This is a genomic window from Oscillospiraceae bacterium NTUH-002-81, assembly GCA_032620915.1.
Lineage (GTDB): Bacteria > Bacillota > Clostridia > Lachnospirales > Lachnospiraceae > JAGTTR01.
The window spans coordinates 2,260,227-2,286,077 of the sequence record CP136052.1; the positions used below are offsets into that span (position 1 = coordinate 2,260,227).

26 protein-coding genes and 4 pseudogenes are annotated in these 25,851 nt (G+C 53.8%); all 30 read right to left on the reverse strand.

Annotation, left to right across the window (positions count from 1 at the left end):
• Positions 1 to 8 precede the first annotated feature (8 nt).
• Positions 9 to 1,019, reverse strand: coding sequence for an NAD(P)H-dependent glycerol-3-phosphate dehydrogenase (locus RJD28_11065; GenBank protein ID WNV56858.1), 1,011 nt, complete (start codon positions 1,017 to 1,019; stop codon positions 9 to 11).
• Entirely contained in the window at positions 1,019 to 1,681 is a 663-nt protein-coding gene (gene plsY, locus RJD28_11070) for a glycerol-3-phosphate 1-O-acyltransferase PlsY (protein WNV56859.1), read from the reverse strand. Before plsY ends, RJD28_11065 begins: the two co-directional genes overlap by 1 nt.
• Positions 1,678 to 3,008 (reverse strand): annotated as a pseudogene (gene der, locus RJD28_11075) (ribosome biogenesis GTPase Der). The gene plsY and the pseudogene der overlap by 4 nt, the downstream one beginning before the upstream one ends.
• Entirely contained in the window at positions 3,005 to 4,351 is a 1,347-nt protein-coding gene (locus RJD28_11080) for a DUF512 domain-containing protein (GenBank protein ID WNV56860.1), read from the reverse strand. Before RJD28_11080 ends, der begins: the two are co-directional and overlap by 4 nt.
• A 26-nt stretch (positions 4,352 to 4,377) precedes the next feature.
• Positions 4,378 to 5,244: a peptidoglycan editing factor PgeF gene (pgeF, locus tag RJD28_11085; protein WNV59607.1), complete on the reverse strand. Its 867-nt coding sequence runs from the start codon at positions 5,242 to 5,244 to the stop codon at positions 4,378 to 4,380.
• 131 nt (positions 5,245 to 5,375) lie between these two features.
• Entirely contained in the window at positions 5,376 to 5,543 is a 168-nt protein-coding gene (locus RJD28_11090; protein WNV56861.1) for a hypothetical protein, read from the reverse strand.
• On the reverse strand, positions 5,512 to 5,760 hold the full coding sequence (locus RJD28_11095) for a YraN family protein (GenBank protein ID WNV56862.1): 249 nt from the start codon (positions 5,758 to 5,760) through the stop codon (positions 5,512 to 5,514). The genes RJD28_11090 and RJD28_11095 overlap by 32 nt, the downstream gene beginning before the upstream one ends.
• Positions 5,744 to 6,503 (reverse strand): annotated as a pseudogene (locus RJD28_11100) (ribonuclease HII). Before RJD28_11100 ends, RJD28_11095 begins: the two are co-directional and overlap by 17 nt.
• 78 nt (positions 6,504 to 6,581) lie before the next feature.
• Complete coding sequence (lepB, locus tag RJD28_11105; GenBank protein WNV59608.1) at positions 6,582 to 7,148, reverse strand: signal peptidase I; 567 nt, start codon at positions 7,146 to 7,148, stop codon at positions 6,582 to 6,584.
• Positions 7,117 to 8,026: pseudogene (gene ylqF / locus RJD28_11110) on the reverse strand (ribosome biogenesis GTPase YlqF). The gene lepB (RJD28_11105) and the pseudogene ylqF overlap by 32 nt, the downstream one beginning before the upstream one ends.
• A 23-nt stretch (positions 8,027 to 8,049) precedes the next feature.
• Complete coding sequence (gene lepB, locus RJD28_11115; protein ID WNV56863.1) at positions 8,050 to 8,628, reverse strand: signal peptidase I; 579 nt, start codon at positions 8,626 to 8,628, stop codon at positions 8,050 to 8,052.
• Positions 8,629 to 8,692: 64 nt separating this feature from the next.
• Positions 8,693 to 9,040 (reverse strand): 50S ribosomal protein L19, encoded by a 348-nt coding sequence (gene rplS, locus RJD28_11120; GenBank protein ID WNV56864.1) that lies wholly within the window; start codon positions 9,038 to 9,040, stop codon positions 8,693 to 8,695.
• A 111-nt stretch (positions 9,041 to 9,151) separates the two neighbouring features.
• Positions 9,152 to 10,144, reverse strand: a complete 993-nt coding sequence (locus tag RJD28_11125; GenBank protein ID WNV56865.1) for an asparaginase — start codon at positions 10,142 to 10,144, stop codon at positions 9,152 to 9,154.
• On the reverse strand, positions 10,141 to 10,884 hold the full coding sequence (gene trmD, locus RJD28_11130; GenBank protein ID WNV56866.1) for a tRNA (guanosine(37)-N1)-methyltransferase TrmD: 744 nt from the start codon (positions 10,882 to 10,884) through the stop codon (positions 10,141 to 10,143). Before trmD ends, RJD28_11125 begins: the two co-directional genes overlap by 4 nt.
• 10 nt (positions 10,885 to 10,894) lie before the next feature.
• A complete protein-coding gene (gene rimM / locus RJD28_11135) occupies positions 10,895 to 11,404 on the reverse strand; it encodes a ribosome maturation factor RimM (protein ID WNV56867.1) in 510 nt (169 codons plus the stop codon).
• Positions 11,405 to 11,517: 113 nt separating this feature from the next.
• Positions 11,518 to 11,748, reverse strand: a complete 231-nt coding sequence (locus RJD28_11140) for a KH domain-containing protein (protein ID WNV56868.1) — start codon at positions 11,746 to 11,748, stop codon at positions 11,518 to 11,520.
• A gap of 20 nt (positions 11,749 to 11,768) precedes the next feature.
• Positions 11,769 to 12,014 (reverse strand): 30S ribosomal protein S16, encoded by a 246-nt coding sequence (rpsP, locus tag RJD28_11145; protein ID WNV56869.1) that lies wholly within the window; start codon positions 12,012 to 12,014, stop codon positions 11,769 to 11,771.
• Between the two features lie 33 nt (positions 12,015 to 12,047).
• Positions 12,048 to 13,394 (reverse strand): signal recognition particle protein, encoded by a 1,347-nt coding sequence (gene ffh, locus RJD28_11150; GenBank protein ID WNV56870.1) that lies wholly within the window; start codon positions 13,392 to 13,394, stop codon positions 12,048 to 12,050.
• 3 nt (positions 13,395 to 13,397) lie between these two features.
• Positions 13,398 to 13,742 (reverse strand): YlxM family DNA-binding protein, encoded by a 345-nt coding sequence (locus RJD28_11155; protein ID WNV56871.1) that lies wholly within the window; start codon positions 13,740 to 13,742, stop codon positions 13,398 to 13,400.
• 233 nt (positions 13,743 to 13,975) lie between these two features.
• Positions 13,976 to 14,593 carry a cytidylate kinase-like family protein gene (locus RJD28_11160; GenBank protein WNV56872.1) on the reverse strand — a complete coding sequence of 206 codons (618 nt, stop codon included), beginning with the start codon at positions 14,591 to 14,593 and terminating at the stop codon, positions 13,976 to 13,978.
• Between the two features lie 108 nt (positions 14,594 to 14,701).
• Complete coding sequence (gene ilvA, locus RJD28_11165; protein WNV56873.1) at positions 14,702 to 15,913, reverse strand: threonine ammonia-lyase; 1,212 nt, start codon at positions 15,911 to 15,913, stop codon at positions 14,702 to 14,704.
• A gap of 97 nt (positions 15,914 to 16,010) precedes the next feature.
• Positions 16,011 to 16,976 carry a signal recognition particle-docking protein FtsY gene (gene ftsY / locus RJD28_11170; GenBank protein ID WNV56874.1) on the reverse strand — a complete coding sequence of 322 codons (966 nt, stop codon included), beginning with the start codon at positions 16,974 to 16,976 and terminating at the stop codon, positions 16,011 to 16,013.
• A gap of 41 nt (positions 16,977 to 17,017) precedes the next feature.
• Positions 17,018 to 20,578 carry a chromosome segregation protein SMC gene (smc, locus tag RJD28_11175; protein WNV56875.1) on the reverse strand — a complete coding sequence of 1,187 codons (3,561 nt, stop codon included), beginning with the start codon at positions 20,576 to 20,578 and terminating at the stop codon, positions 17,018 to 17,020.
• A gap of 13 nt (positions 20,579 to 20,591) precedes the next feature.
• Positions 20,592 to 21,282 (reverse strand): annotated as a pseudogene (rnc, locus tag RJD28_11180) (ribonuclease III).
• Between the two features lie 79 nt (positions 21,283 to 21,361).
• Entirely contained in the window at positions 21,362 to 21,592 is a 231-nt protein-coding gene (gene acpP / locus RJD28_11185; protein WNV56876.1) for an acyl carrier protein, read from the reverse strand.
• Positions 21,593 to 21,613: 21 nt separating this feature from the next.
• Positions 21,614 to 22,639, reverse strand: coding sequence for a phosphate acyltransferase PlsX (gene plsX / locus RJD28_11190; protein WNV56877.1), 1,026 nt, complete (start codon positions 22,637 to 22,639; stop codon positions 21,614 to 21,616).
• A 169-nt stretch (positions 22,640 to 22,808) separates the two neighbouring features.
• A complete protein-coding gene (gene rpmF / locus RJD28_11195; GenBank protein ID WNV56878.1) occupies positions 22,809 to 22,991 on the reverse strand; it encodes a 50S ribosomal protein L32 in 183 nt (60 codons plus the stop codon).
• Positions 22,992 to 23,043: 52 nt separating this feature from the next.
• Positions 23,044 to 23,562: a DUF177 domain-containing protein gene (locus RJD28_11200; GenBank protein ID WNV56879.1), complete on the reverse strand. Its 519-nt coding sequence runs from the start codon at positions 23,560 to 23,562 to the stop codon at positions 23,044 to 23,046.
• A 113-nt stretch (positions 23,563 to 23,675) separates the two neighbouring features.
• Positions 23,676 to 24,767, reverse strand: a complete 1,092-nt coding sequence (locus RJD28_11205; GenBank protein WNV56880.1) for an ABC transporter ATP-binding protein — start codon at positions 24,765 to 24,767, stop codon at positions 23,676 to 23,678.
• The gene (locus tag RJD28_11210) at positions 24,767 to 25,786 is read right to left on the reverse strand and encodes an iron ABC transporter permease (GenBank protein ID WNV59609.1); all 1,020 of its coding nucleotides are present in this window, start codon (positions 25,784 to 25,786) and stop codon (positions 24,767 to 24,769) included. Before RJD28_11210 ends, RJD28_11205 begins: the two co-directional genes overlap by 1 nt.
• Positions 25,787 to 25,851 lie beyond the last annotated feature (65 nt).

Below are 25,851 nucleotides of genomic sequence, written 5' to 3' on the forward strand. Positions count from 1 at the left end.
TTTCCTGGTTACTCCCATGCCAGTACACTGGTCTCGATCTTCTTATCCCGCAACATCAGTTCACGCACGGCCTCTCCCGGTGCTTTATTTTCAAACAGCACCCGATTGACCTGTTCAATGATGGGCATCTCCACCTGATATTTTTCTGCCAGCTCTCTGGCAGCCTTGGCGGAATACACCCCTTCCACAACCATTTTCACCTGATCCATGGCTTCCTGCATGGTGCAGCCCTGGCCGATCAGATACCCGGCCCGCCGGTTCCTGCTGTGCACACTGGCACAGGTTACGATCAGATCCCCGATACCGGACAATCCGTAAAAGGTCTCAATCTTGCCGCCCATGGCAATGCCCAGCCGGGAAATCTCTGCCATGCCCCGGGTGATGAGGGCTGCCTTTGTGTTGTCCCCGTATCCCAGACCATCCGCAATGCCCGCCGCCAGTGCCACCACGTTTTTCAGGGCAGCGCCCAGCTCAATGCCCAGCATATCCGGGCTCGTATAGACGCGGAACGTCTCGCTCATGAACAGATTCTGAATATGTTCTGCCGTCTGCCGGGTATGGGCGCCTGCCACACAGGTGGTGGGAATGCCCTTGCCTGCCTCCTCCGCATGGCTGGGCCCGGAAAGCACCGCCGCATCCACCATCGGCAGCTCCTGCTCGATAATGTCCGTCATGGTCATGAGCGTATCTTCCTCCACACCCTTTGCCACACAGACGATGAGCTGTCCCTCCGGCACCAGACCGGAAAGCTGTCTCGCCGTTCCCCGGACGAACACCGACGGCACAGCCAGCACCAGCATTTCCCGATCCTTCACCGCTTCCTCCAGACAGTCTGTAATGTTAATATCCTCCGGTATATGTACTCCCGGCAATTTGCCTTTCTGCTCCCGGTCTCTGCGAAGCTGTGCCACCTCATCTGACAATGCCGACCAGAGTGTCACCTGATGATGGTTGCCGTGCAGCATGACTGCCAGCGCCGTTCCCCAGCTTCCTGCTCCCAATACACTGACCTTGGCCATCAGTTCTCCCCCTTTGTTTTCTTTTTTAATAGGTAAGTCTTATTTTCCGTTCCGTGGATGAGCCGCCCGATGTTTGTCCGGTGCTGCCAGAACGCCAGCGCCGTCAGGCAGGCCGCCACGATATAAAGCTCTGTCAGGTGTCCCTGGCTCATGCCAAATTCACCCCGCTGTCCCAGAAAGATCACCTGCACCAGAAAACAGAGGTACAGCACCATGGAACCCAGCGACACATAATTCGTGATGGTAAACACGAGAATAAAGGCCAGCGCGGACACGGCAAAAATCGGGAAATGGCCGAAGGCCAGCATCATGCCCGCAGAGGCAGCAATGCCCTTGCCGCCCTTGAAGCCCAGATAAAACGGAAAGTTATGTCCCAATACCACACCTGCCCCGGCATAAATGGCCAGCAGCGGACGGATATCCCCGTGGGAGGCGCCAAACAGCGCCTGCACCAGCAGCACAGCCGCCACGCATTTCAGCGCGTCTCCCAGAAAGGTAATGGCACCGGCCTTTTTGCCCAGCACCCGCAGGGCGTTGGTGGTACCCGCGTTGCCGCTGCCCTGGGTACGGATATCAATACCGTGCATTTTTCCGTAAATATAAGAGGTCTGAAACAGGCCAAACACGTAACCGATGGCCACACAGATCAGACGGATCATCATTGCTCCTTCTCCTTTCGCTCCCGGATGATGAATTTCAGCGAGGTGCCGCCAAAGCCGAAGGCATCCCGGATCCGGTTCTCCAGATATCTCGTGTAGGAGAAATGCATCAGTTCTTTATCGTTGACGAAGATCACGAAGGTCGGCGGCTTCACCGCAACCTGGGTGATATAGTACAGCTTCAGGCGGTGGCCTCTGTCAGACGGCGGCTGCTGCATGGCAACGGCCTCGGACATGATCTCGTTGAGCACACCGGTGGCGATCCGCAGGGTGCAGTTCTCCAGCACCGCATCGATGGTGTCAAACAGCTTGTTCAGCCGCTGACCGGTCTGGGCGGAAATGTAAAGGATTTCCGCGTAAGGCATAAAGGAAAGCACTTCCCGGATCTTGTTGGCGTACTGATAAACGGTCTTGTCATTTTTTCTCAATGGCATCCCACTTGTTCACGGCAATGATAATGCCCTTGCCCCGCTCATGTGCAATGCCTGCGATCTTGGCATCCTGCTCGGTGACACCCTCCACCGCATCGATGACGATAACCACCACGTCCGCCCGCTCCACCGCGGTCACGGTGCGGATGATGCTGTAGCGCTCCAGCTCTTCCTTGATCTTGTTTTTCCGGCGTAAGCCCGCGGTATCAATGAACACGTAATCCTTGCCGTTGCGGCGGATGTTGGTGTCGATGGCATCCCTCGTCGTTCCTGCCACGGAAGAGACGATGACCCGGTTCTCTCCCGTCAGCTTGTTGATGATGGAGGATTTGCCCACATTGGGTTTTCCCACGATGGCAATTCTCGGCCGCTCGTCCTCCTCCTCTTCCAGCATGTGCTGATCAAAATGGGCGGTGACAGCGTCCAGAAGCTCGCCGATACCCAGACGGGAAGCGGCAGATACCGGAATGGGATCCCCAATGCCCAGATTATAAAATTCATACACATCTGTCATAAATTTCTGGAAGCTGTCCACCTTATTGACGGCCAGCACCACCGGCTTCCGGGAGCGGCGCAGCATGTCCGCCACCTTGGAATCCGCATCCACCAGCCCCTGGCGCACATCCACCAGGAAAACGATGACATCTGCTGTATCAATGGCGATCTGTGCCTGCTCCCTCATCTGGGAAAGGATGACATCCTTGCTCTCCGGCTCAATACCGCCTGTATCGATCATGGTAAAATTCTTATCCAGCCAGGTCACATCCGCGTAAATACGGTCACGGGTCACCCCCGGCGTATCCTTTACGATGGAAATGTTGTCCCCAGCCAGTGCATTGAAAAGCGTGGATTTTTCCCACGTTTGGTCTTCCGACAATCGCAACTACCGGTTTACTCATATCTGTTCTCCTTCTATATTTATAATGGCATCCACCAGATCCTGTCCCCCTGATTCTACGACAGTGACCGGGATGTGTAAAGCCTCTGAAAATGCATCCAGCGACATATCATCCAGAAAAATCGGCTCATCATTTTTCAGCATCACCGACGGAATGAGCAGCCGCTCGGCGCCGTCCAGCGTGCCTGAAAGCTGGGCAATGAGATCCTGAGCCGTGAGAAGCCCCGCCACGGTGATCTTCTCCCCGAAGAAATCATTGCGGATCACCCGCACATCCACATGGATGCCGGGAAATTTCTGCTGTACCTGCGCCACGATCCGCTTCATGAACGGCCCGGCCAGCACACCGGTGGCCAGCACCAGATGGCATTCTCTGTCATCCCCGGTCTCCTCCGCCAGCGCGTCATCCACCTCGTCCAGCAAAAGTCTCGTCATGCCCACCCCGTTTTCCAGCTGCAAGTAGCCATCGTATGTCTCTGCCGGAGGCATGTCCTCCTCCGACAAAATGTACCATTCATCACCGCAGTGGATGAAATGGGTTCCCCATCTGGCATACAGCTTCTCCTGCCAGTCGTGCACCAGCGCCGTCACTGCCCTGGCCTCCTCTTTGGTAAAGGGCACCATGGGGTATAAACCTTCCCGGTATTTGGTCAGGCCCACCGGTACAATGGACACACTTTGCAGATGGGGTAGATACGCCGACAGATCCCGGATGGACCGTTCCAACTCCGGGCCGTCGTTCAGCCCCTTGCAGAGCACGATCTGGCCATTCATCTCGATCCCGGCCTCATACAGCTTCTGTACCTTTTTCAGCGCTTCCCCGGCAAACCGGTTGTGCAGCATCTTGCAGCGCAGCTCCGGGTTTGTGGTCTGAAAGGAAATATTGATGGGTGCCAGATGATACCGGACGATCCGGTCAATATCCTTGTCACTCATATTGGTCAGTGTCACATAGTTGCCCTGTAAAAAAGAAAGACGGGAGTCGTCATCCTTGAAATACAGCGTTTCCCGCATGCCCGGCGGCATCTGGTCAATGAAACAGAAGACACATTTGTTCCGGCAGGAGCGGTATTCATCCATCAGACCATTCTCGAAAATGAGCCCCAGATCTTCCTCGAATTCCTTCTCGATCTCCAGCTCCCATTCCTCGCCGTCCGCCTTGCGGATGAGGATCTCCAGATATTCCTCATTGGTCAGATACTGGTAGTCAAAGACATCCGTGATCGGACTGCCATTGACACTGACCAGGGTATCTCCCGGTTCAATCTCCAGCTCCTCCGCGATACTGCCCGGTTCAATGCCGTCAATGACATGCCCCGTCAGCTGTCCGTCCTGTTTCTTCATTGTGTGACACCTCGTTATTTATCATACTAAATACCGTCTGAAATTGCAAGGAAAGCCGCCAGATTCCCCCGCTTTCCCTGGCTGGCCCGGTGAGAAAACAGCCGGGTCGGGTTGCAGCACGTACAGATGTCCGTCACCGCCAGATGTTCCGGCAAAATCCCCGCCGCCAGCAGGACGTGCCGGTTGGCCTCCCACAGATTCAGCTGATATTTTCCATTTTCTTTTCGATAGCAGATCTCTTTCATCACTGCCCGGTCATAGTTTTTCGCAAACGCCTGGATCACATCCTCGCTGACCTCATAACAGTCCACGCAGATGGAAGGCCCGATGGCTGCCCGGATATCCGCCGGGTCGCTGCCAAAGGTCTCCGTCATGGCCTCCACCGTCCTTGCGCCCATCCTTGCCGCCGTTCCCTTCCAGCCGGAATGGGACAGGCCGATGCAGCGCCGCACCGGATCCACGAAAAACAGCGGCACACAGTCCGCAAAAAAGGTGGCCAGCACCAGCCCCGGCGTATCGGTGATGAGGCCGTCCACATCCCGGTAATCCTTCTCCCGGAACACGCCTTTTCCCCGGTCGTCCATGGTCACATGCCGCACATTTGTCGTGTGGGTCTGATCCGAACAGACGATATGCTCTGCCGGTACCCCCAGCGCCGCCGCTGCCCGCCGGTAATTTTCTTTTACCCGTGCCGGGTCGTCCCCTCTGGTGAAGCTTAAATTCATGGAAGAAAAGATGCCCTCACTGACGCCGCCCTCCCGGGTGGTAAAGCCGTGCACCACCATCTTCGTCTCCCGCAGCAGCGGGAATTCCAGAAACGGCACATCCCCGTGCCGTACTTCCTCGATCTGTCTGTCCTGCTCCTTTGCTTTTCGTATCCAGTCTCTTCGCATGATTCTGTCCTTTTCCGATTCTACTCTTCTATTTTCCAATGTCATGATATCATGTCTTCTCTTTCGCGATTACCCTATCCTATGTTATTTCCAACCATCAGGCAGCGCACGCAACAGGCGCCTTCTCATCTTTAGTACGCAGACGCCCCAAGATAAGGAAACGCGTTCTCCAGATGCACCAGTTCGTCTCCCAGCACCGCCACCACATCATAGCGCACCGGTTCATCCGTGCCGATATGATTGTGATACCGGTACACATCCGACACCTTACAGATCCGGCGCTGTTTCCGCGTGTCCACTGTCTCCAGCGGATGCCCTTTTTCCGGTGTCCGTCCGGTAGCGCACCTCCACGAACACCAGACATTCCCCGTCCCGGGCAATGAGATCGATCTCTCCCGAACGGCACCGGTAATTCCGGGCCACAATCCGGTAGCCCTTTTCTTTCAGAAAAGTTTCTGCCTGCCGCTCATGGGCCGTGCCGATACGGCGGGTGTTAATTTTATACGAAGTGTCCAATAAAACTCCTCCTGTGGATGGGGCACGGCCCCACGGTTTTCAGCGCCTGGATATGCTCCGCCGATCCATACCCTTTGTTGGAAGCGAAATCATAGGCCGGGAACAGCTGGTCGTACTCCAGCATGAGCCGGTCCCTGGTCACCTTGGCGATGATGCTGGCCGCCGCAATGGAAATGCTTCTAGCATCCCCGTGGATGATGGGCACCTGCCGCACCGGCACCTGGGGGATCGTCACCGCGTCGTTGAGCAGCAGATCCGGCTGCACCGACAGCTTGCCGATGGCCTCCCGCATGGCCTCATAAGTAGCCTGTAAAATATTGATCTCGTCGATGCGCTCCGGCGTGGAAAATCCCACGCCCACTGCCACTGCCTGTTCCATGATCACATCATAGAGCTCTTCCCGTTTTTTTGCGGAAAGCTTTTTTGGAGTCGTTGACATAGGGAATCTTACATCCCTTCGGCAGGATCACTGCACCGGCCACCACCGGCCCTGCCAGCGGCCCTCTTCCAGCCTCGTCAATGCCGCAGATAGCCGAATAGGCGCTATACTCCTTTTCAAAGCTGCTCATCTGCTCCAGCCGCGCCATCTCCTGTGCCATTTTTTCCTGAGACTTCAAAAATGCCTCACAGACTTTGCGCACCCCGGCCCGCTGATCTTCCCTGTATTCTTCCACCAGCTTTGCCCCGGTCACGGCATCTGCCTGCCGGAACAGCTCCCGGATTTCCCCTATTGTTTTTCCCATAAATACCTCCGTGTAAAAACAGCCCCCCGAAACGGGGAGCTGCCGTCTGCTTTCCTTCTGTCACATGCCTTTATCTCATTACTGATGTTTCAAAATACCGAACTTGTTCAGCGGCCAGATGCGCAGCCACGCTCTGCCCACGATATCCTTACCGGAAATGACACCTACGCTGGGATCCCGGCTGTCTGCGCTGGCGTTTCGGTTATCTCCCAGCACAAAATATTCATCTTCTCCGAGAATGATGGGATCCGCCGCAATACCCGGGCTCTTCATAACCTCCCGGCCGTAGGATTCCTCCAGGATCTCCCCGTTGATGAGGATATTCCCCTCCTCGGTGATCTGTACCATCTCCCCGGGAAGCCCGATGATCCGCTTGATATAGTACGTGTCTTCTTTATATTTATACGGAAAAACAATAATGTCGTACCGCACCGGATCCCTGAACCGGTAAGTCAGCTTATCCACGATCAGATTGTCGCCGTCATCCAGCGTATCCTCCATGGAATGGCCACTGACCTCTGTCCGCTGTCCCACAAACCGGATGATCAGCAGCGTTGCCGCCACAACAAAAATCAGGTAAAACATCATGCTGAAAATCTCCCGGTACACCCCGTCAGTCCGTTTTTCCTTCTTTGAATCCGTCATCTGTTTCATGCTTTAGTCCTTTTTCCTGGCCGACGCGATCCGGGAATTCCAGTGTGATTCTTCCCAGCCGTCCGCTTCTGAAGTCATCGATCACAATGTCTGATGCCTTTTTTAAGTCTAACATATTTCCCTTTAAACGGCAAAGTCTATTTTCCGCGATCCGGTTCAAATTTTCCAGTGCATCGTCGGACTCTTCGATCTCATAGCGCTGCTGCAGCAGTCCCGGATAATTTGCCCGCAAAAACTGCAAAAACGTAAAGGCCATTTCCTCTGTGTTCAGCACCTCATCCCGGATGGAACCGATGAGTGCCAGACGGAAACCCACCTCCTGATTTTCAAACCGGGGCCAGAGGATACCCGGCGTATCCAGAAGCTCCAGCTGCCGGTTCAGCTTGATCCACTGCGCGCCTCTGGTGACACCCGGCTTATTGCCCGTCTTTGCGCAGGCTTTTCCCGCATAGCTGTTGATAAACGTGGATTTTCCCACGTTGGGGATCCCCGCCACCATGGCACGTACCGGCCGGTTCTTGATGCCCCGTCTTCTGTCCCGCTCGATCTTTTTCCTTACATGCCTCCGCCACAGCGCCCTGGACGGCTTTCAAGCCCGCACCGGAGCGGGAATTGGCCTTCACCACCACTGCCCCCGTTGCCTCCAGCGCTTTCGTCCACGCCGCATTGGCTGCCTCATCGGCCAGATCTGCCTTGTTCAGCAGGATCAGCCGCGCTTTATTTCTGCCCAGCTCATCAATGTCCGGATTCCGGCTGCTGTACGGGATCCGGGCATCCACCAGCTCGATAATCAGGTCCACCAGCTTGATATTCTCCTGCATCATGCGCTTTGCCTTCGTCATGTGCCCCGGATACCACTGATACTGCATATTTTTCCACTCCTGTCCTGGATCTAAAGCTTCCCTCTGCGTGTCCGCGGTGAAAGGACATACCACGCCTTTCCCTCGATATCGGACAGCTTCACATTGCCGATATCCGTGTATCTGCTGTCCTCACTGCTGTCGGGGTTGTCTCCGATCACAAAATATTCCTCACTTCCGACCGTTACGGTGTCCTCCGCCATACCGGCGTTGGAGATCCGTCCGAAGGGCAGGTCTGTCATCAGTTCGTCATTGACATAGAGAAAACCGTCCCTGATCTGTACGGTGTCCCCCGGCCCGGCCACCACCCGCTTGATATAAAAATGGGCATTCACGTTGCCGTTGGGCCGAAATACGACCAGGTCGCCCTGCTTCGGGGAGGTCACTTTATATACAAAACGGTTCACCAGCACCACATCCCCGTTCTCCAGGGTGGGTGACATGGAATCTCCGATGTTGCTGATCTGTTCGCCCGCATAAAATACGAGCACAAACGCCATGAGAAGAACCACTGCGATCTGAAAAATCCACAGTAGGATATTTCCCAGCATGTTCATGTTCCATTTGCTCTCTTTTTTTCCCCTGGTGTATCTTCTCCGTCTTCTTCGCATATTTCCCCTGCCTGTAGAAAAAAAGGGACAAGATACATTATGTATTTGTCCCTCTTCCAGATCATTATTTTACTAACTCTTTAACCCTTGCCTTCTTACCAACACGGTCTCTTAAGTAGTTCAGTTTCGCACGTCTTACCTTACCTCTGCGGATCACTTCTACCTTCTCTACATTAGGAGAATGCAGCGGCCATGTCTTCTCTACGCCGATGCCGTTGGAAGTCTTTCTCACAGTAAAGGTCTCTCTTGCGCCGCCGCCCTGCTTTTTCAGGACTGTGCCCTCGAATACCTGGATTCTCTCACGGTTACCCTCTTTGATCTTACCGTATACTTTTACGGTGTCACCGACATTAAACTGCGGTGCTTCTGCTTTTAACTGAGCGTCTTCAATGCTCTTGATGATTTCGTTCATCTGTGTGCCTCCTTATTATTTGGATGTTCTTAATACATAAACGTAACAGAGGACCATCTATTCTTCGCAACTATTGAATGATAGCATATATCTGTCAAATATGCAAGGTTTTTATAAACAAATATCGTAATTTATCTCTTCATAAAACCGTCTCGCCAGCTCCTGACGGTTCTTCGTACACGCCAGTAACCACATCAGCTTGGTCACAATGGCTTCCAGTGTCATATTATAGGCTTCCAGTACCCGTTCATCCTTCCGGAACAGTCTTCCCACCTCATACACACTCAGGTCGCTGCCTTCCAGCGGTACCTGCGTGGTAATAACCAGTGTCCTGCCCTTATCAAGGAAAGTGGTAATCTTCTCACAGAATTTCTGTCGTTCTGTGCTGGGCACTCCACCGATACCAAACCCTTCGATGACCACGGCTTCATAACGTTCCGCCAGATAGTCCAGAATGTCTGCCGACAGTCCCGGAATCAGCTTCAGCACAAATACCTTATCATTCAATGCATCATACCAGGTCACCGGTGCATTCATGGAACGGGTAATATAATGGATGATATGATTTTCCCGGATAACTGCCAGGTGCGGATAATCCACACTGGAAAAAGCATTGAAGCTCTTCGTCCGGATCTTTCTTCCTCTTGTTCCGGCAATTACTTCCCCGTTGAATACAAAATTTACATCCGATGCCCTGTCATCACATACATAACGTACACTCTGCAGCACATTACTTCTGGCATCGGTAATATCCTGGTCAATGGGCTTCTGCGCACCCGTCAGCACAATCGGTTTCCTGCTGTTCTGGATCAGATATGACAAAGCGGCCGCCGTATAAGCCATCGTATCAGTTCCGTGCAGGATCACAAAGCCATCATACTTTTCATACACATTCCTGATCAGCTTTGCCAGACAAAGCCAGTCAGACGGCTGCATGTTCGTGCTGTCCAGATTCATGGGCTGTACTGCTCTGATCCGGCAAAGCTCCCGGATCTGCGGCACATACTGTAAAAGCTGCTCCAGGGAAAGCTCCGGTGTCAGACCATTCTTCCCTTCCCTGGAAGCAATGGTTCCTCCTGTGGCAATCAAAAAAATCTTCTTCACGTTTTATCCTCCAGGCTGCGCAGCCGTTCCAGGAATTTCCAGTCCTGCTCGGACAGATCCGCCTGTTCCAGAAGCTCCGGACGGCGTTGGAATGTGCGGAGCAGCGACTGTTCCCTCCTCCAGGCATCCACCTTACCGTGATGGCCGGACAGCAATACCGGCGGCACCTGTTTGTCATGCCACACCTCCGGACGGCTGTACTGGGGATATTCCAGCAGCTGGTTGCTGAAGGAGTCCTCCCCGGCAGAATCCTCATTGTTCAGAACCCCGGGCACATGCCGGGAAATAGCATCGATCATGACCATGGCAGGCAGCTCCCCGCCGGTGAGCACATAGTCGCCGATGGACACGTTATCCGTCACGATCTCTTCCAGCACCCGCTCGTCAATGCCTTCATAGTGGCCGCAGAGGAACACCAGGTCTTCCTCCTGTGCCAGCTCCTCCGCCAGCTTCTGATGGAACACCTGCCCCTGGGGCGTCATATAGATGACCCGGGGCGCCTTTCCGATCTTCTCCTTTACCGACAGATAGGCCTGATACACCGGCTCCGCCTGCATGAGGAGGCCCGCGCCGCCGCCGTAAATATAATCATCCACCCGTTTGTGCTTGTCCGTGGAAAAATCCCGGATGTTGACGGCATCCAGAGAAAGCAGTCCCTTCTCCATGGCTCTGCCGATGATACTCGTATGCAGCCCCTGCTCGATCATTTCCGGAAACAGCGTTAATACGTGATAATTCATTGTTTTCTCCTTACTCCATCAGACCCGGCAGCAGATGGATCTCCATTCTGCCCGCTTCCGGATCCACCGACAGGATACAGTCCTTGATGGCCGGAACGAGGATCTCCCGCCTGTCGGCAATGGTGATCACATACACATCGTTGGCGCCGGTGGTCATCACATCCGTCAGCTTTCCAAAAGCACTGCCGTCCTCCAGAAACACCTCCATGCCGATGAGGTCTGCCACAAAGTATTCATCCTTTCGCAGCCGCACCGCATCCTCTCTTGTCACATACAGGCTGCAGCCCTTATATTTCTCTATATCATTGATGGAATCATATCCCTTGAACTTCAGGAGCACCAGATTTTTCATAAATCTGGCTCCCTCCACCTCCAGGATCTTCTCTTCTTTTCCTGTATCAAGGATGACCTTTTTCAGCCGTTTGAACCGCTTCACATCATCCGTTGTGGGGAACACTTTCACTTCTCCCCGTACTCCGTGGGTCGTGGTAATGACCCCTACCTGAAATCTGTCTTCCAAATGCTTCTCTCCTGTGATCCAATATAAGAAAAAAGAGCGCTCCAACGAACCGGGCATAATCGTATACCCTGCCCGCCGGAACACCCTCCATGTTCAGGTTTCCCGTCTGCGTGCTACTGTAATATCTCCACGACAACTTTCTTGTCTTCCGAGGAAGACGCTGCCTTGACGACTGCACGGATTGCCTTTGCAATACGCCCCTGCTTGCCAATGACTTTGCCCATATCAGACTGGGCCACATGCAGTTCTACCACAATGCCTTTGTCTGTCTCGGTTTCATTGACTACGACCTCATCCGGGTTATCTACCAGCGACTTTGCAATTACTTCTACTAATTCTTTCACGCTGACACCTCCGACAGGTCTTATTTTTCGATACCGGCCATCTTGAAGATCTTGCTTACTGTCTCGGTCGGCTGAGCGCCGTTAGCGAGCCACTTCTTTGCAAGCTCCTCGTTTACCTTGTATACACTCGGATCTCTGGTCGGATCATAAGTACCGATCTCCTCGATGAATCTGCCATCTCTCGGGGATCTGGAATCTGCTACGATGATTCTATAGAAAGGAGCCTTCTTCTGACCCATTCTTCTTAATCTGATCTTTACTGCCATCTTGAAATTCACCTCCTTCAAAAAATATCTACCTTAAAATGGAAACTTCATTCTTCCACGTCGGCCGCCTCTGCCTCCCATAAGCCCCGGCAGCTGCTTCATCATCTTACGGCTCTGCTCGAACTGTTTGACCAGCCGGTTCACCTCGCTGATGTCCACGCCTGCCCCGGCGGCAATTCTGCGCTTACGGGAAGGATTTAATATATCCGGATTCGAGCGTTCCTGCGGTGTCATGGAAAGGATGATCGCTTCTACGCGGGCCATCTTCTTCTCATCCATGACCGACTCCAGATTCTTCATCTGGCTGCCCATACCCGGCATCATGCCCAAAACACTGGACAGGCCTCCCATCTTCTTCATCTGGTTCATGCTCTCCAGATAATCGTCAAAGCCAAGCTTGTTCTTCTTCAGCTTCTGCTGCATTTCCTTCGCTTTGTCTTCGTCGATATCTGCCTGCGCCTTCTCAATCAGCGTCAGCACATCTCCCATGCCGAGAATTCTGGAAGCCATACGGTCGGGATAAAACTGTTCCAGATCGGAAAGCTTCTCTCCCATACCAATGTATAGAATCGGTTTGCCGGTAACAGCCTTGATGGACAGAGCGGCTCCGCCTCTCGTATCGCCATCCAGCTTTGTCAGAATGACACCGTCAATTCCGATTTTATCGTTAAAAGTTCCGGCCACGTTCACTGCATCCTGACCGGTCATGGCATCGACCACAAGGAGTGTCTCATCTACAGATACTGCCTCTTTGATCTCCACCAGTTCATCCATCATGTCCTCATCAATATGAAGACGTCCGGCGGTATCGAGGATGACCACATTCAGGCCGTTCTTCTTCGCATGTTCCACAGCCGCCTTCGCAATGTCCGCCGGTCTGTGGCCGTCGCCCATGGAGAACACTTCAACGCCCTGCTTCTCTCCGTTCACCTGCAGCTGCTTGATCGCTGCCGGACGGTACACATCACAGGCCACCAGAAGGGGCTTCCTGCGCTTCGCCAGAAGCTTGCCTGCGATCTTCGCTGTCGTTGTCGTCTTACCGGCACCCTGAAGACCAACCATCATCAGTACCGTGATCTCATTCTGGGGCCGCAGTGCGATCTCCGTCGTCTCCGATCCCATGAGGGAGATCATCTCCTCATGAACGATCTTGATGACCATCTGTCCCGGATTCAGACCGTTCAGGACATCCTGTCCCACAGCCCGCTCCTGCACAGATTTCATGAACTGCTTCACGACCTTAAAGCTTACATCTGCTTCGAGAAGCGCCATCTTGACTTCCTTCAGGGCAGCCTTGACATCGGCCTCCGTCAGTCGTCCCTTGCTTCTCAGATTCTTGAATATGTTCTGAAGTCTATCCGATAAACTTTCAAATGCCATTCGTTATAACTCCTCTAAAATCTCATTCGAAATCGCTTCCAGTCTGCCAAGCAGCTCTTCCTGGTCGATCGTATCCTTCTCCCGGACGAGCTCGTGAATCTGGCTGACCTTCTCCCGGATCACCACGAACTTCTCTACAAGATGAAGCTTCGCCTCGTAGTCATTCAGGATCTTATTGCAGCGCCTGACAAGATCATGCACACCCTGCCTGCTGATGCCGCGATCCTCCGCAACTTCGCTGAAGGACAGGTCACCAAGCACGACATCCTCATATATCTGCTTCTGATGCTCCGTAAGCAGTTCGCCGTAAAAATCATACAGAAGTGTCTGCTCTACAATCTTCTCCATTTCAACCACCTTAGGTAGGATACACTATTTCCGTTTCACTGTCAAGTACTTTTTATTGACAGTTCACTCGTATATTCGTGCGGGAAGATTTTATGCTCGCATAAAAATCTGACCTCAGGAATATACGAAGGGAGCGCCTTGTAATGAGCAAAAATAAGCTGCGCAGCAGCGGAAAGCATCGAAGATGCGATTTTGCGAATGGCGCGGGTGAACTGTATTGCATTTATATTTTCTTATTTCTTCTCATCGATGGCCCGTGCCGCCTCACAGATAAGCTTCACGCAGGTGTCATAACCCAGCAGACCGCTGTCCACACACAGATGATAATTCCGGCTATCTCCCCATTTTCTGCCTGTCATATGGCTATAGAAATAATGGCGGTTCTCGTCTTTGCGGTTCATGGCTTTCTGGATCTCATCCACATCGGTGGTACCGATGAGCTCGCCGACTCTGGCTGCCCGGTGTACATCATCCCCGTAAATAAACACGTTCAGGCAGTCGATGCCCTCGCTCTTTAAGATCACATCCGCGCATCTGCCCAGAATGACACAGGGGCCTTCGTGGGCCAGCTTGGCAATGACTGCGCTCTGGATCTCATGGATCGTCTCCTGGGTATCATGGAAATTGCCTGCACCGCCGGAGAAGGAAGAAAGGAACTTCCAGATGCCCTCTGCACGGCTCTCATCCTCTTCCTCTTCCAGAACTAAGTCCTTGTCAAAACCACTCTTTTTTACGGTTTCTTTTACAATGTCTCTGTCGTAAAACGGAATCCCCAGTTCCTCTGCTACCTTTCTTCCGATGGAATGTCCGCCTGCGCCGTACTCACGGCTGATGGTAATTACCCGTTTCATCGTTGTTTCCCCCTTTTTATTTTTTGCTTTTTCTTTTTTTATTTTACTTCTTTAGTTTTTAATGATTACACGAATTGCTCCACACTTCGCACTCCCGCAATTCTGTAATTACAGGATTGTCTGTTTAAATACCGGATCATAACCGGCTTTGACCAGCGCCTCCATGATCTGATTCTTATGTTCCGTACCGAAGGCCTCCAGCGTGATGCGCAGCTCCACCGCCGCATTGCGGTTGATGCTGACGAACTGGTTGTGCTCCAGCCGGATGACATTGCCCTGATTTTCGGCAATGACCTGAGCCACGCTCACCAGCGCGCCCGGCTTATCGGGCAGCAGTACGGATACGGTAAAGATCCGATCCCGCTGGATAAGGCCATGCTGTACCACAGAGGACATGGTGATCACGTCCATGTTGCCGCCGCTTAAGATGGATACCACCTTTTTCCCTTTCAGATCCAGGTGTTTTAAGGCCGCCACGGTCAGCAGGCCGGAATTTTCCACCACCATCTTGTGATTTTCCATGATGTCCAGGAACGCCACAATGAGTTCCTCGTCCTCCACGGTGATGATCTCGTCCACATTTTTCTGAATATACGGGAAGATCACACTGCCCGGCGTCTTCACTGCCGTACCGTCCGCAATGGTGTTTACCGACGGCAGCGTTGTGACTTTGCCGTTTTTCAGCGATTCCTGCATACAGTTGGCTCCTGCCGGTTCCACACCGATGACCTTGATGTTGGGATTGAGCAGCTTTACCAGAGTGGACACGCCGGTGGCCAGTCCGCCACCCCCGATGGGTACGAGGATGTAATCGACCAGCGGCAGCTCCTTGATGATCTCCATGGCAATGGTTCCCTGGCCGGTGGCCACCACCTCATCGTCAAAGGGATGAATGAACGTGTAGCCGTGTTCCTCTGCCAGCTGATAAGCATGGGCACATGCCTCGTCGTACACATCCCCGTAAAGCACCACTTCCGCACCGTAGCTCTTCGTCCGGTTCACCTTCATGAGCGGTGTAGACGTCGGCATAACGATGACCGCCTTGGCTCCAAACCGGGATGCTGCATAGGCAACGCCCTGGGCGTGATTGCCTGCGGAAGCGGTGATCAGTCCTTTCTTCCGTTCTTCCTCCGAGAGGGTACTGATCTTATAATAGGCGCCCCGCACCTTGTAAGCGCCGGTGAACTGCATGTTCTCCGGCTTCAAATAAACCTTTGCTCCTGTCTGGCGGCTCAGATATTCGCTGTACATCAGCTTCGTCTCCAGCGTGACGTTTTTGACGATCTCCGAAGCCTCCTCAAATTTTTCCAGTGTCAGCATTTTTTGTCTCCTCTGTGCTGCGCTCTTCCCTTTCTGATCCTGGCTGATCATGACCGGGGCTACCTGCACATCCGTCTTTTTGGGTTGGCTGTTGCTTTTATTCTGCTTCCGTCTCCTGCTCCTGGTCGTTTCTGCAGAACAGGGCATTGACGAAATCGTCCGCGTCGAACTTGTGCAGATCCTCGATCTTCTCGCCCACGCCGATGTATTTCACCGGAATGCCCAGCTCCGAATGGATGGCCACAGCAATGCCGCCCTTGGCCGTTCCATCCAGCTTCGTCAGGATGATGCCGGTGATATCCGCCACTTCTGCAAACTGCCTTGCCTGCACCAGCGCATTCTGGCCGGTGGTGCCGTCCAGTACCACCAGTGTCTCCCGGTAAGCCTCCGGGTATTCTTTTTCCAGAATCCGGTTGATCTTTTTCAGCTCTTCCATGAGATTCTTCTTATTATGAAGTCTGCCTGCGGTGTCGCACAGCAGCACATCCGCATGCCGCGCCTTGGCCGCCTGTACGGCGTCATACACCACGGCTGCCGGATCAGAGCCCTCCTGGCCGCTGACGATCTCCACCCCGGCCCGGTTGGCCCACTCGGTGAGCTGCTCGGTGGCTGCCGCACGGAAGGTGTCCGCTGCTGCCAGAATGACCCGCTTGCCCTGATCCTTTAATTTGCCGGCCAGTTTTCCAACCGAAGTAGTCTTGCCTACGCCGTTGACGCCGATGACCAGCACCACCGAGGTGCGGTTTTCAAACTCATAGGCCAGCTCGCCCACGCTCATCTGCTCCCGGATGCTGTCAATGAGCAGCTGCTTGCACGCCTCCGGCTCCTTGATGCCCCGTTCCTTTACCTTCTGTTTCAGATCGCTGATGATGGCGTTGGTGGCATTAATGCCGATATCACCCATGATCAGGATCTCTTCTATCTCTTCGTAAAAATCTTCGTCAATGCTGGAAAATCCGCTGAAAATAGAGTCGATGCCGGACACAATGTTGTCTCTCGTCTTCGACAGTCCTGCCACCAGCCGGTGAAAGAACCCTTTCTTCTCTTCTTTTTCCTCTGCCATGACTATCCTCCGTTCCGGGTCCGAAAACCCTTCCGTATTTCTTATTTATCCAGATCTTTTTCAATCAGATCCACAGATACCAGGACGGACACGCCCTTCTCCTGCATGGTGATGCCGTACAGACGGTCTGCCGCTGCCATGGTACCTCTTCTATGTGTAATGATAATAAACTGCGTATTTTTTGTCAACTTATGCAGGTAGCCTGCAAACCGTCCCACGTTGGAATCGTCCAGCGCCGCCTCGATCTCGTCCAGCAGACAGAAAGGCGACGGTTTCAGGTTCTGGATGGCAAATAAAAGTGCAATGGCCGTCAGCGCCTTTTCTCCACCGGACAGCTGCATCATGTTCTGCAGCTTCTTGCCCGGGGGCTGGGCGTTGATCATAATGCCCGCTTCCAGAAGATCCTCATCCTCCATAAGCGCCAGGCTGGCCTTGCCGCCGCCGAACAGCTCTCTGAACGCTTTTTCAAACTCCCGGCAAATGGCTTCGAACTGCTCTGCAAACTGTTTGCGCATGCCCTCATCCAGCTCGCTGATGATGCCCACCAGTGTCTGCTCTGCCTCGCACAGGTCATCCCGCTGGCCGCTCAAGAAGGTGTAGCGCTCCATCAGCTCCTTGAAATCCTCGATGGCGTTGACGTTCACATCTCCCAGCTTGCGGATGGCATCCTTGAGCACCGCGATCTGTTTCCGTACCACCGGCAGTTCTCCCAGATCCTCCCGGAACAGCTCCCTGGCCGCCGAGTAGGTCAGGCCGTATTCCTCCCACATGTAGTTGATCTGGGCATCCATGGCTTCTTCCAGCTTTTCATACTGGCTGTTCAGACGGAACACTTCTTTATCCAGGCGGCTTCTCTCATCAGAAAGCTTTTCCCGCTCTGCAAAAAAGCTCTTGTGCTGTCTGGATTTCTCCTCTTTCTCCTGCGAAAGCCGGGCCATGGCCTCTTCCTGGACCTGGGTCTCCTGCAGGGACGCCTCGATGGTCTGCCGGATCTGGGAAATCTGTTCCTGTCTGGCAACGATCTCGTCCGCCGTCACATCCAGGCTCTCGTCCAGCTGATGATATTCTTCCTCCAGACGGGTCTGCTCCTGATGGAGACGCTGTTCCTCCTGCACCAGGAACTGCATCCGCTGTTTTAAGCCCGCCATGCGAAGATGGGTCTTCTCCGTCTCCTGCTGAGCAGTCTCTTCCTTTTCCCGGAAACCGTCCAGCACCGCCTGACAGCTTTCCACCTGTGCTTCCAGTGCTTTCTCCGTCTGTTCGGATTCCGACAACTCTGTGCCGATCCGGGAACGGCTCTCCCCGATGTCCGTCATCTGGGACTCGATCTCCCGGTTTTCCCGCATCAGGCTCTCATATTCCCCCTGCACGCTGCCTGCTTTTTCCTGCAGCTGCTTCTTCTCCAGCTGGAGGGTGTTCTGCTGTAAATACTGCTGCTGCAGCTGCTCCTTCAGGCTGGTGATCTGTGCCCGGCACGTCTCCCGCTGTCTGCGCAGGTCGCTCATCTGAGCCTGGGCGTCTGCCAACTCTTTTTTCACAGCTTCCACGGCAGCTTCCAGCTCCTCGATCTCCCGGCGTCTGCCCAGCAGATTGCTCGTATTCTTGAAAGCACCACCGGTCATGGAACCGCCGGGGCTTAAGGACTCGCCCTCCAGGGTGACGATCCGCAGGCTGTAGTGATATTTTCTCGCCAGTGGAATGGCCGCGTCCATGGACTCTGCCACCACCACCCGGCCCAGCAGATAGCCGATGAGGTCTTCATACCGGACATCCGTATGTACCAGCCGGTTGGCCAGGCCGATGACACCCGGCTCCTTTAATACCTGTTCCTGTTTGAACTCACTGCGGTTCTTCACGCTGGTGAGGGGCAGGAAGGTGGCTCTTCCGGCCTTGTTCCGTTTCAGGAATTCGATCATCCGCTTGGCGGTCTGCTCATTGTCTGTGACGATGTTCTGGATGCTGCCGCCCAGCGCCGTCTCCACAGCGATCTCATATTTCTTCTCCACCTTGATCAGGTCTGCCACCACACCGACGATGCCCGGCTCCCGGCTTTTCTGATCCATCACCCGGCGAATGCTGTTGCCGTAACCGTCATACCGTTCCGTCAGGTTTTTCAGCGATTCCAGACGGGACTGTTCCCGGTGAAATGCCGTCTGGCCCTGTTCCAGCAGACCGTTCACTTCCCGGATCTGCGTCTGTAATTTCTCATGGGTGTCGTTCTCCTGCTGACTCTGTTCGGACAGCTCCCGGATCTTCTCCGACACAGCCCGCAGCTTCTCATCAAAGACATCTGTCTCTTCCTTCTGCTGGGCTTCCTCGCTCTTTAACTGCAGCAGACGGGAAGACAGCTGGGCTTTGCGGATCTGCACCTGCTCCAGCATCGTGTCGTACCGCTGGATATTTCCCTTGGTGGATGCCCGGTGGTTCAGAAGGTCAATGATATCTGCCTTGGCCTGATCCATCTGTGCATTCAGCGCATCCATCTGCCCACGGATATCGGCCAGATGTTCCTCTGCCTTCGTCTGTTCCTCTATGGCCTGCCCCAGCTCTTCCTGTAAGGAACGCTTCTGCAGGGCATTGCCGGCCAGCAGCTCCTTTCGCTGCGCCTGCTCTCCCCGGATGGCCTCCATCCGGTTCTGGATATGCTCATCGTTGGCTTTCGCCGTGTTGATCTGTTCTTTTAAAAGCTCGATCTGGCTTTCCAGACGCTGTTTCGCCAGCGCCGCTTCGGATGCCTTGCTTCTAGCCTCCTCCATCTGCCCGGACAGCGCTTCGATCTGGGCCTCCAGCACCTCATAGTTCTGCTTTGCCTTTTCCAGCGACTGCTCCGTTTCCGCCAGCTGTCCGGACGCGGTGTCCCGCTTTTCCTCCAGATCCTTTAACTGTCCCCGGTTCTCCTGGGTTTCCATAAGAAATCCGTTGACATCGTACAGCTTTAACTCTTCTTTTTTCTGTAAATAAACCTTCGCCGTCTCCGACTGTTTCTCCAGCGGGCCTTTCTGTTTTTCCAGCTCCGCAATGATATCATTGACGCGCACCAGGCTCTGGCGCTCCTCCTCCAGCTGCTTCTGGGCAGCAGACTTGCGCCGCTTGAATTTTACAATACCGGCCGCCTCGTCAAACAGCTCCCGACGATCCTCGGGCTTCCCGCTTAAGATCTTGTCGATCTGGCCCTGTCCGATGATGGAATAGCCCTCTTTGCCGATACCGGTATCATAAAACAGTTCGTTGATGTCTTTCAGACGGCAGGATGCGCCATTGATCAGATATTCGCTCTCGCCGGAACGGTACACCCGCCGCGTCACCGTCACCTCGTCGAAATCCACGGCCAGCTTGTGGTCGGAATTGTCCAGGGTGATGGCTACGGAGGCATAGCTCAGCGCCCGCCGAAGCTCCGTGCCGGAAAAAATGACATCCTGCATACTGGCGCCTCGCAGCTGCTTCGCCCGCTGTTCGCCCAGCACCCAGCGCACCGCATCCGCCACGTTGCTCTTGCCGCTTCCGTTGGGGCCCACGATGCCGGTGATGCCGTTGTGGAATTCCAGCAGCGTCCGATTGGCGAACGACTTAAATCCCTGTATCTCAATGCTTTTTAAATACATACCCCACCTGCCATCACTTTTTCAGCTTCAGAAGTGCCGCGTAAGCCGCCTCCTGCTCTGCCGCCTTCTTTGTCCGGCCGCTTCCCGTTCCGTACACCTGCTCCCGGATCAGCACCTGCACGGTAAACTTCTTATTATGATTCGGGCCTTCCTCGCCGGTCAGCTCATACACCGGCTCGCACTCCATCTCTCCCTGCACAATCTCCTGCAGGATAGTCTTGCTATCGAAAAAGAGCTGTTTATTCTCGATGTCGTTCAGAATAAACCGGTCAATGTACTCTTTCGCATTAGCAAAACCACCATCCAGATAAATCGCCCCGATCATCGCCTCCATGGCATCCGAGGTCACACTGGCCCGCTCTCTTCCGCCGGTCATGTCCTCGCCTCTGCCCAGCAGCAGATAAGAACCCAGCTCCAGATCTCTGGCACAGAGCGCCAGCGTCTGCTCACACACCATGCTCGCACGCTGCTTCGTCAGCTCTCCCCTCCGGCCGCTCCGGATATTTTTTGTAAAGGAACTCACTGGACACCACTTCCAGCACCGCATCCCCCAGGAATTCCAGCCGCTCATTGTTGTTCAGTTTTCCCAGACGGTGCTCATTGGAATAGGAGCTGTGGGTCAGCGCCTTCTCCAGCAGGGCCGGATTGTGGAATGTATATCCAATCCGGTGTTCAATCTCTTTGCGTCTCTTTGCATCAAGCATTCTACTTTCTCCTTATTAAAAGAAGGAGCCTCAAAACTCCTCACATCGGAACGGTTTTGAGGCACCCTTTTCTCTATTTTTAGTTCAATGCGTTCTTGATCTCTTCTACCGCATCTCCCACGGATACGATCTTCTCTGCATCCTCGTTGGAGATCTCAATATCGAACTCTTCCTCAATGCCCATGATAATCTGAAAAATGTCCAGGGAGTCTGCTCCCAGGTCATCCACGAACGTTGTGTCCATGGTAATCTCCTCTGCATCTACATTTAATACCTCTGAAATGATCTGCTGTAATTTTTCAAATTCCATTTCTAACTTCCTTCCCTCTCATCAATGATTTTCCGGTTTTACTTCCGGTGTGATTTTCTCCATAATCCTCTCATTCATCTTCTGTTCCGTAAATGTTACACACTGAAGAATGGCATTCTTGATCTCGCCGTGGGTGGAGCTTCCATGCCCCTTCACCACCAGGCCTTTCAGTCCCAGCATCGGTGCCCCGCCATATTCTTCCACATCAAAGCTCTTCAACGTCTCCTTCAGCGCCGGCTTCGCCAGTGCGCCGCCGATCTTGCCTCTCGTGGAGCTCATCATGCCCTTCTTGATCACCTTCACCAGGGTTGAAGAAAGCCCCTCGTAAAGCTTCAGGATGACATTACCCACAAAACCGTCACAGACGATCACGTCCGCTGCGCCGGCCGGGATATCTCTGGCTTCAATGCTTCCGGTAAAATTGATATCCCCGCATTCCTTCAGAAGCGGAAATGTCTCCTTCACCAGTGCGTTGCCCTTCTCCTCCTCGGCGCCGTTGTTCACGATCGCCACCTTCGGATTGGAAACGCCCACAAAATGCTCCATATATACAGAACCCATCTTGGCAAACTGTACCAGATGGGAGGATCTCACATCCACGTTGGCACCACAGTCAACCAGCAGCGATACGCCTTTCTCCGTAGGGAAAAGAGTGGCCAGCGGGGATCTCTCCACGCCCTTGATCCGGCCCACCACCAGCTGTCCTCCCACGAGAACCGCGCCGGTGCTTCCTGCTGACACAAAAGCATCTGCCTGTCCATTCTTTACCAGATTCAGCCCCACCACAATGGACGAATCCTTCTTCCGGCGGATCGCCATCACCGGCGGCTCAGCCATCTCGATCACTTCCGAGGCAGCCACCACCTCAATCCGGTCTTTATCATAGGTATATTTGGAAAGCTCCGCTTCAATGGCATCGGGAAGTCCCACAAGGAATACCTTCACGTTGTCCTTCTGCTGTACTGCCTCCACTGCGCCCTGCACCGTCACCTGTGGGGCAAAATCCCCGCCCATGGCGTCCAGGGAAACTCTGACTAATTCCTGCATGCAATTTTCCTCCTTGCATTACTAAAACTACTATACAAGACATCATTCTAAAAATCAATATAATTTTGTAACTGTTCCCGACCGGGCTTTCGTCAGGCAAACAGCGCAGAAAAAAAGACGGCATTCGCCGGATGGCAAACTGACCGTCTTCCTTTCTTCAATCCACTGATTAAGCCTCTGTGGAAATGATCTCCTTCTTATTGTAAGAGCCGCAAGCCTTGCATACTCTGTGAGGCATCATTAATTCTCCACATTTGCTGCATTTTACCAGATTCATGGTTTTCATTTTCCAGTTAGCTCTTCTCTGGTCTCTTCTTCCTTTGGAAGATTTATTCTTCGGGCAGATAGACATGACTACACCTCCTCTTTCCTGTTCATGTTTTACTTATCAAACTTTCGTTTCCTTAATTGCCTGAATTCCGAAAAATATCACGGATCGCAGCCATTCTGGGATCCAGCACTGTTCTGTCACAGCCGCAATCCCCCTCATTCAGGTTCTTGCCGCATTTCATGCAGATGCCCTTGCAGTCCTCCCGACAAAGTACCTTCATCGGCCAGACTGTCAGCAGCTCATCATAGACAAGCCCATCCACATCCAGTGTATAATCCGCAATATAACTGTTCTCATCCAACGCCTTAATCCTGTCATCCTCCGACAGCTTCATATCCAGCTTCCGGAAAATGTCCAGATGAATCGTTGTTCTTACATCCTCCAGACACCGGCTGCACGGAATTATCGCATCCAACTCCATCTTTCCGCTGATCTCCAGCACCTTGTTTCCCGTATTGCGGATGCAAAGGGAAAGCGGTGTCTTTCGCACAATCGGAAAAGTGCCAAGTCCTGATGTGAACGCATCAAGTGCAATCTCGGCCTCCATGGAAACAACCTTTTCATCTCTGGATAAAACATCTGATAAGTTCATTTGCATAATAGTCTCCTATTCATACCTAAACAATTATAACCATGTCCCCCATGTTTGTCAACCATTTTTTCTTGACAGACGTAATTTTGCGAATGGCACTCGCTGAACGTCATCTATATCTTCCCTATCTCTTTCGCATACGCATACAGTTCCCGTATCCCCGCCGCCAGCTTCCCCTCTGGCAGCGTTTCGAATCCACACAATACCTGCCTGCACCGGTCGATCTCCTCCCTTGCCCCGGCAAGCACCTCCCCATCCAGTTCTTCGTAGGCAGGCACCGCATACACCTTTGATGCCAGTGCCCGGGCTGCGGGATAATCCACATCGTTTTCCCACAAAACGCCCGCGGCAAAGGGAATGCCCTCCCGCTGCAGCCGCCGAAAGATGGGCGTTCCCGTGCCGTTTCCCGCCAACACGAACACCCGGGGGTCTCCCTTCACTGCTTCCAGCTCCACACTGCCGGTAAGCTCCGCAAAGGAACCACACCGGAGTTCGTACAATTCCTGCACCGCACCGGGTGCGAAAATCTCCTCCGGCGTCCCTTCCCGGTCATGGCCCTCCCGGTCTATACACACAATCCGGTCAGAAACCCGCTGGGCCAGATCCAGCTCATGCAAGGACAATAGCACCGTCAGCCCGTTCTGTCTCGTCAGCTTCTGCAAAATCGACAGAAATTCCAGCTTATAGCGGATATCCAGAAAGGAAGTGGGCTCATCCAGCACCAGAATGTCCGGCTCCTGGGCAATGGCCCGGGCCAGCAGTACCCGCTGCCGTTGACCGTCACTGATCCTAGTGAATTCCCGGTCAGCAAGGGAAGTGACCCCTACCTGCTCCATAGCGCGTTCCACCGCCTGCTTATCCTCCCGGGACAGCACCCCCAGCATACCCGTATAGGGATAGCGCCCGGTGCCGATGACTTCCCGGCAGGTCATCCGCTCGGGCCGGATCCGCTCCGTCAGCACCACCGACAGCCGGGAGGCCAGCTCTTTTCCATGATATTCCGCCAGATTCCGTCCTTCCAGTACCGCCACGCCTCCCAGCGGCTCCAGTTGGCGGATGATGCTTTTCAGCAGCGTTGTCTTTCCGGCACCATTGGGGCCGATGAGGGTAACGATCTCTCCCTTCTGCAAATGCAGGTTGGCGCCCTTCACCACCGGCTCCTTCCCGTATCCGGCGGCCAGCTCTTTCGTATAAAAATAATCCACTAGTATTCCTCTTTTCTGCGGCGAATCATGACAAACAGCACCACCGGCGCGCCAAATACCGCGGTAACGGTGCTGATGGAAAGCTCTGTGGGAGAAAAGACTGTCCGCGCCGCCAGGTCACAGGCCAGGCAGAACACCGCGCCCCCCAGGAAACAGGACGGGATCATCCAGTGAGGATCACCGTTTTTCAAAAGCGCTTTGGCCAGATGGGGCACCGCAATGCCCACAAAGGAAACCGGCCCGGCAAATGCTGTCACACAGGCGGCCAGCAGACTGGACAGGATCACCAGCAGCGCCCGGAAAATTTTCAAATTGACCCCCATGTTCCGGGCATAGGCTTCTCCCAGCCGATACGCCTGCAAAGGTTTCGACAGGAGAAATGTCCCCACAGACACCGCCACCACCAGCACCGTGATCCAGCCCACCGAATGCCAGCCGATGCCGGAAAAACTGCCCCGGGACCAGTTGTGCAGGTTCACAATGTTGGCGTCATCCGCAAAGGTAACGACAAAATCCGTCACTGCGGAACAGATATAACCGATCATAACACCACCCACCACCAGCATGGACATCTGCTCCACCTTTCTCGCCAGAAGCAGCACAAATCCCATGGAAGCCAGCGCCCCCACGAAAGCCGCCAGGATCAGTGCCATGGAGCCGGCGGTTTTCCGGAAGTTCAGAAGCGCCACCATCACCAGTGCCACACAGAGTTTTGCCCCGGAAGAAATTCCTAAGACAAAGGGCCCCGCAATGGGATTGTGAAAAAAGGACTGCAAAAGATACCCGGACAGTGCCAGCGCCCCGCCCAGGAACAGCGCCGCCAGCGCCCGGGGCAGACGGATGGAAAGCACGATATCCCTGGCCGTATCCAGACCGGCCTTCCCCTGTAATACCGCCAGCACCTCCTGAGGAGACACGGACACACTGCCGATGCAGATGCTCAAAAGGAGGAAAACTGCCAGCAGTCCCAGCAAAATTGCAAGCCCCATCACACAGCGGTTCCGCATTTTTTTCTCCATATCTGTCTGCACGATTGTCCCCTCCTTCTTTCCTTGTATTTCCTTTTCATTCTTCTGTTTTTCCC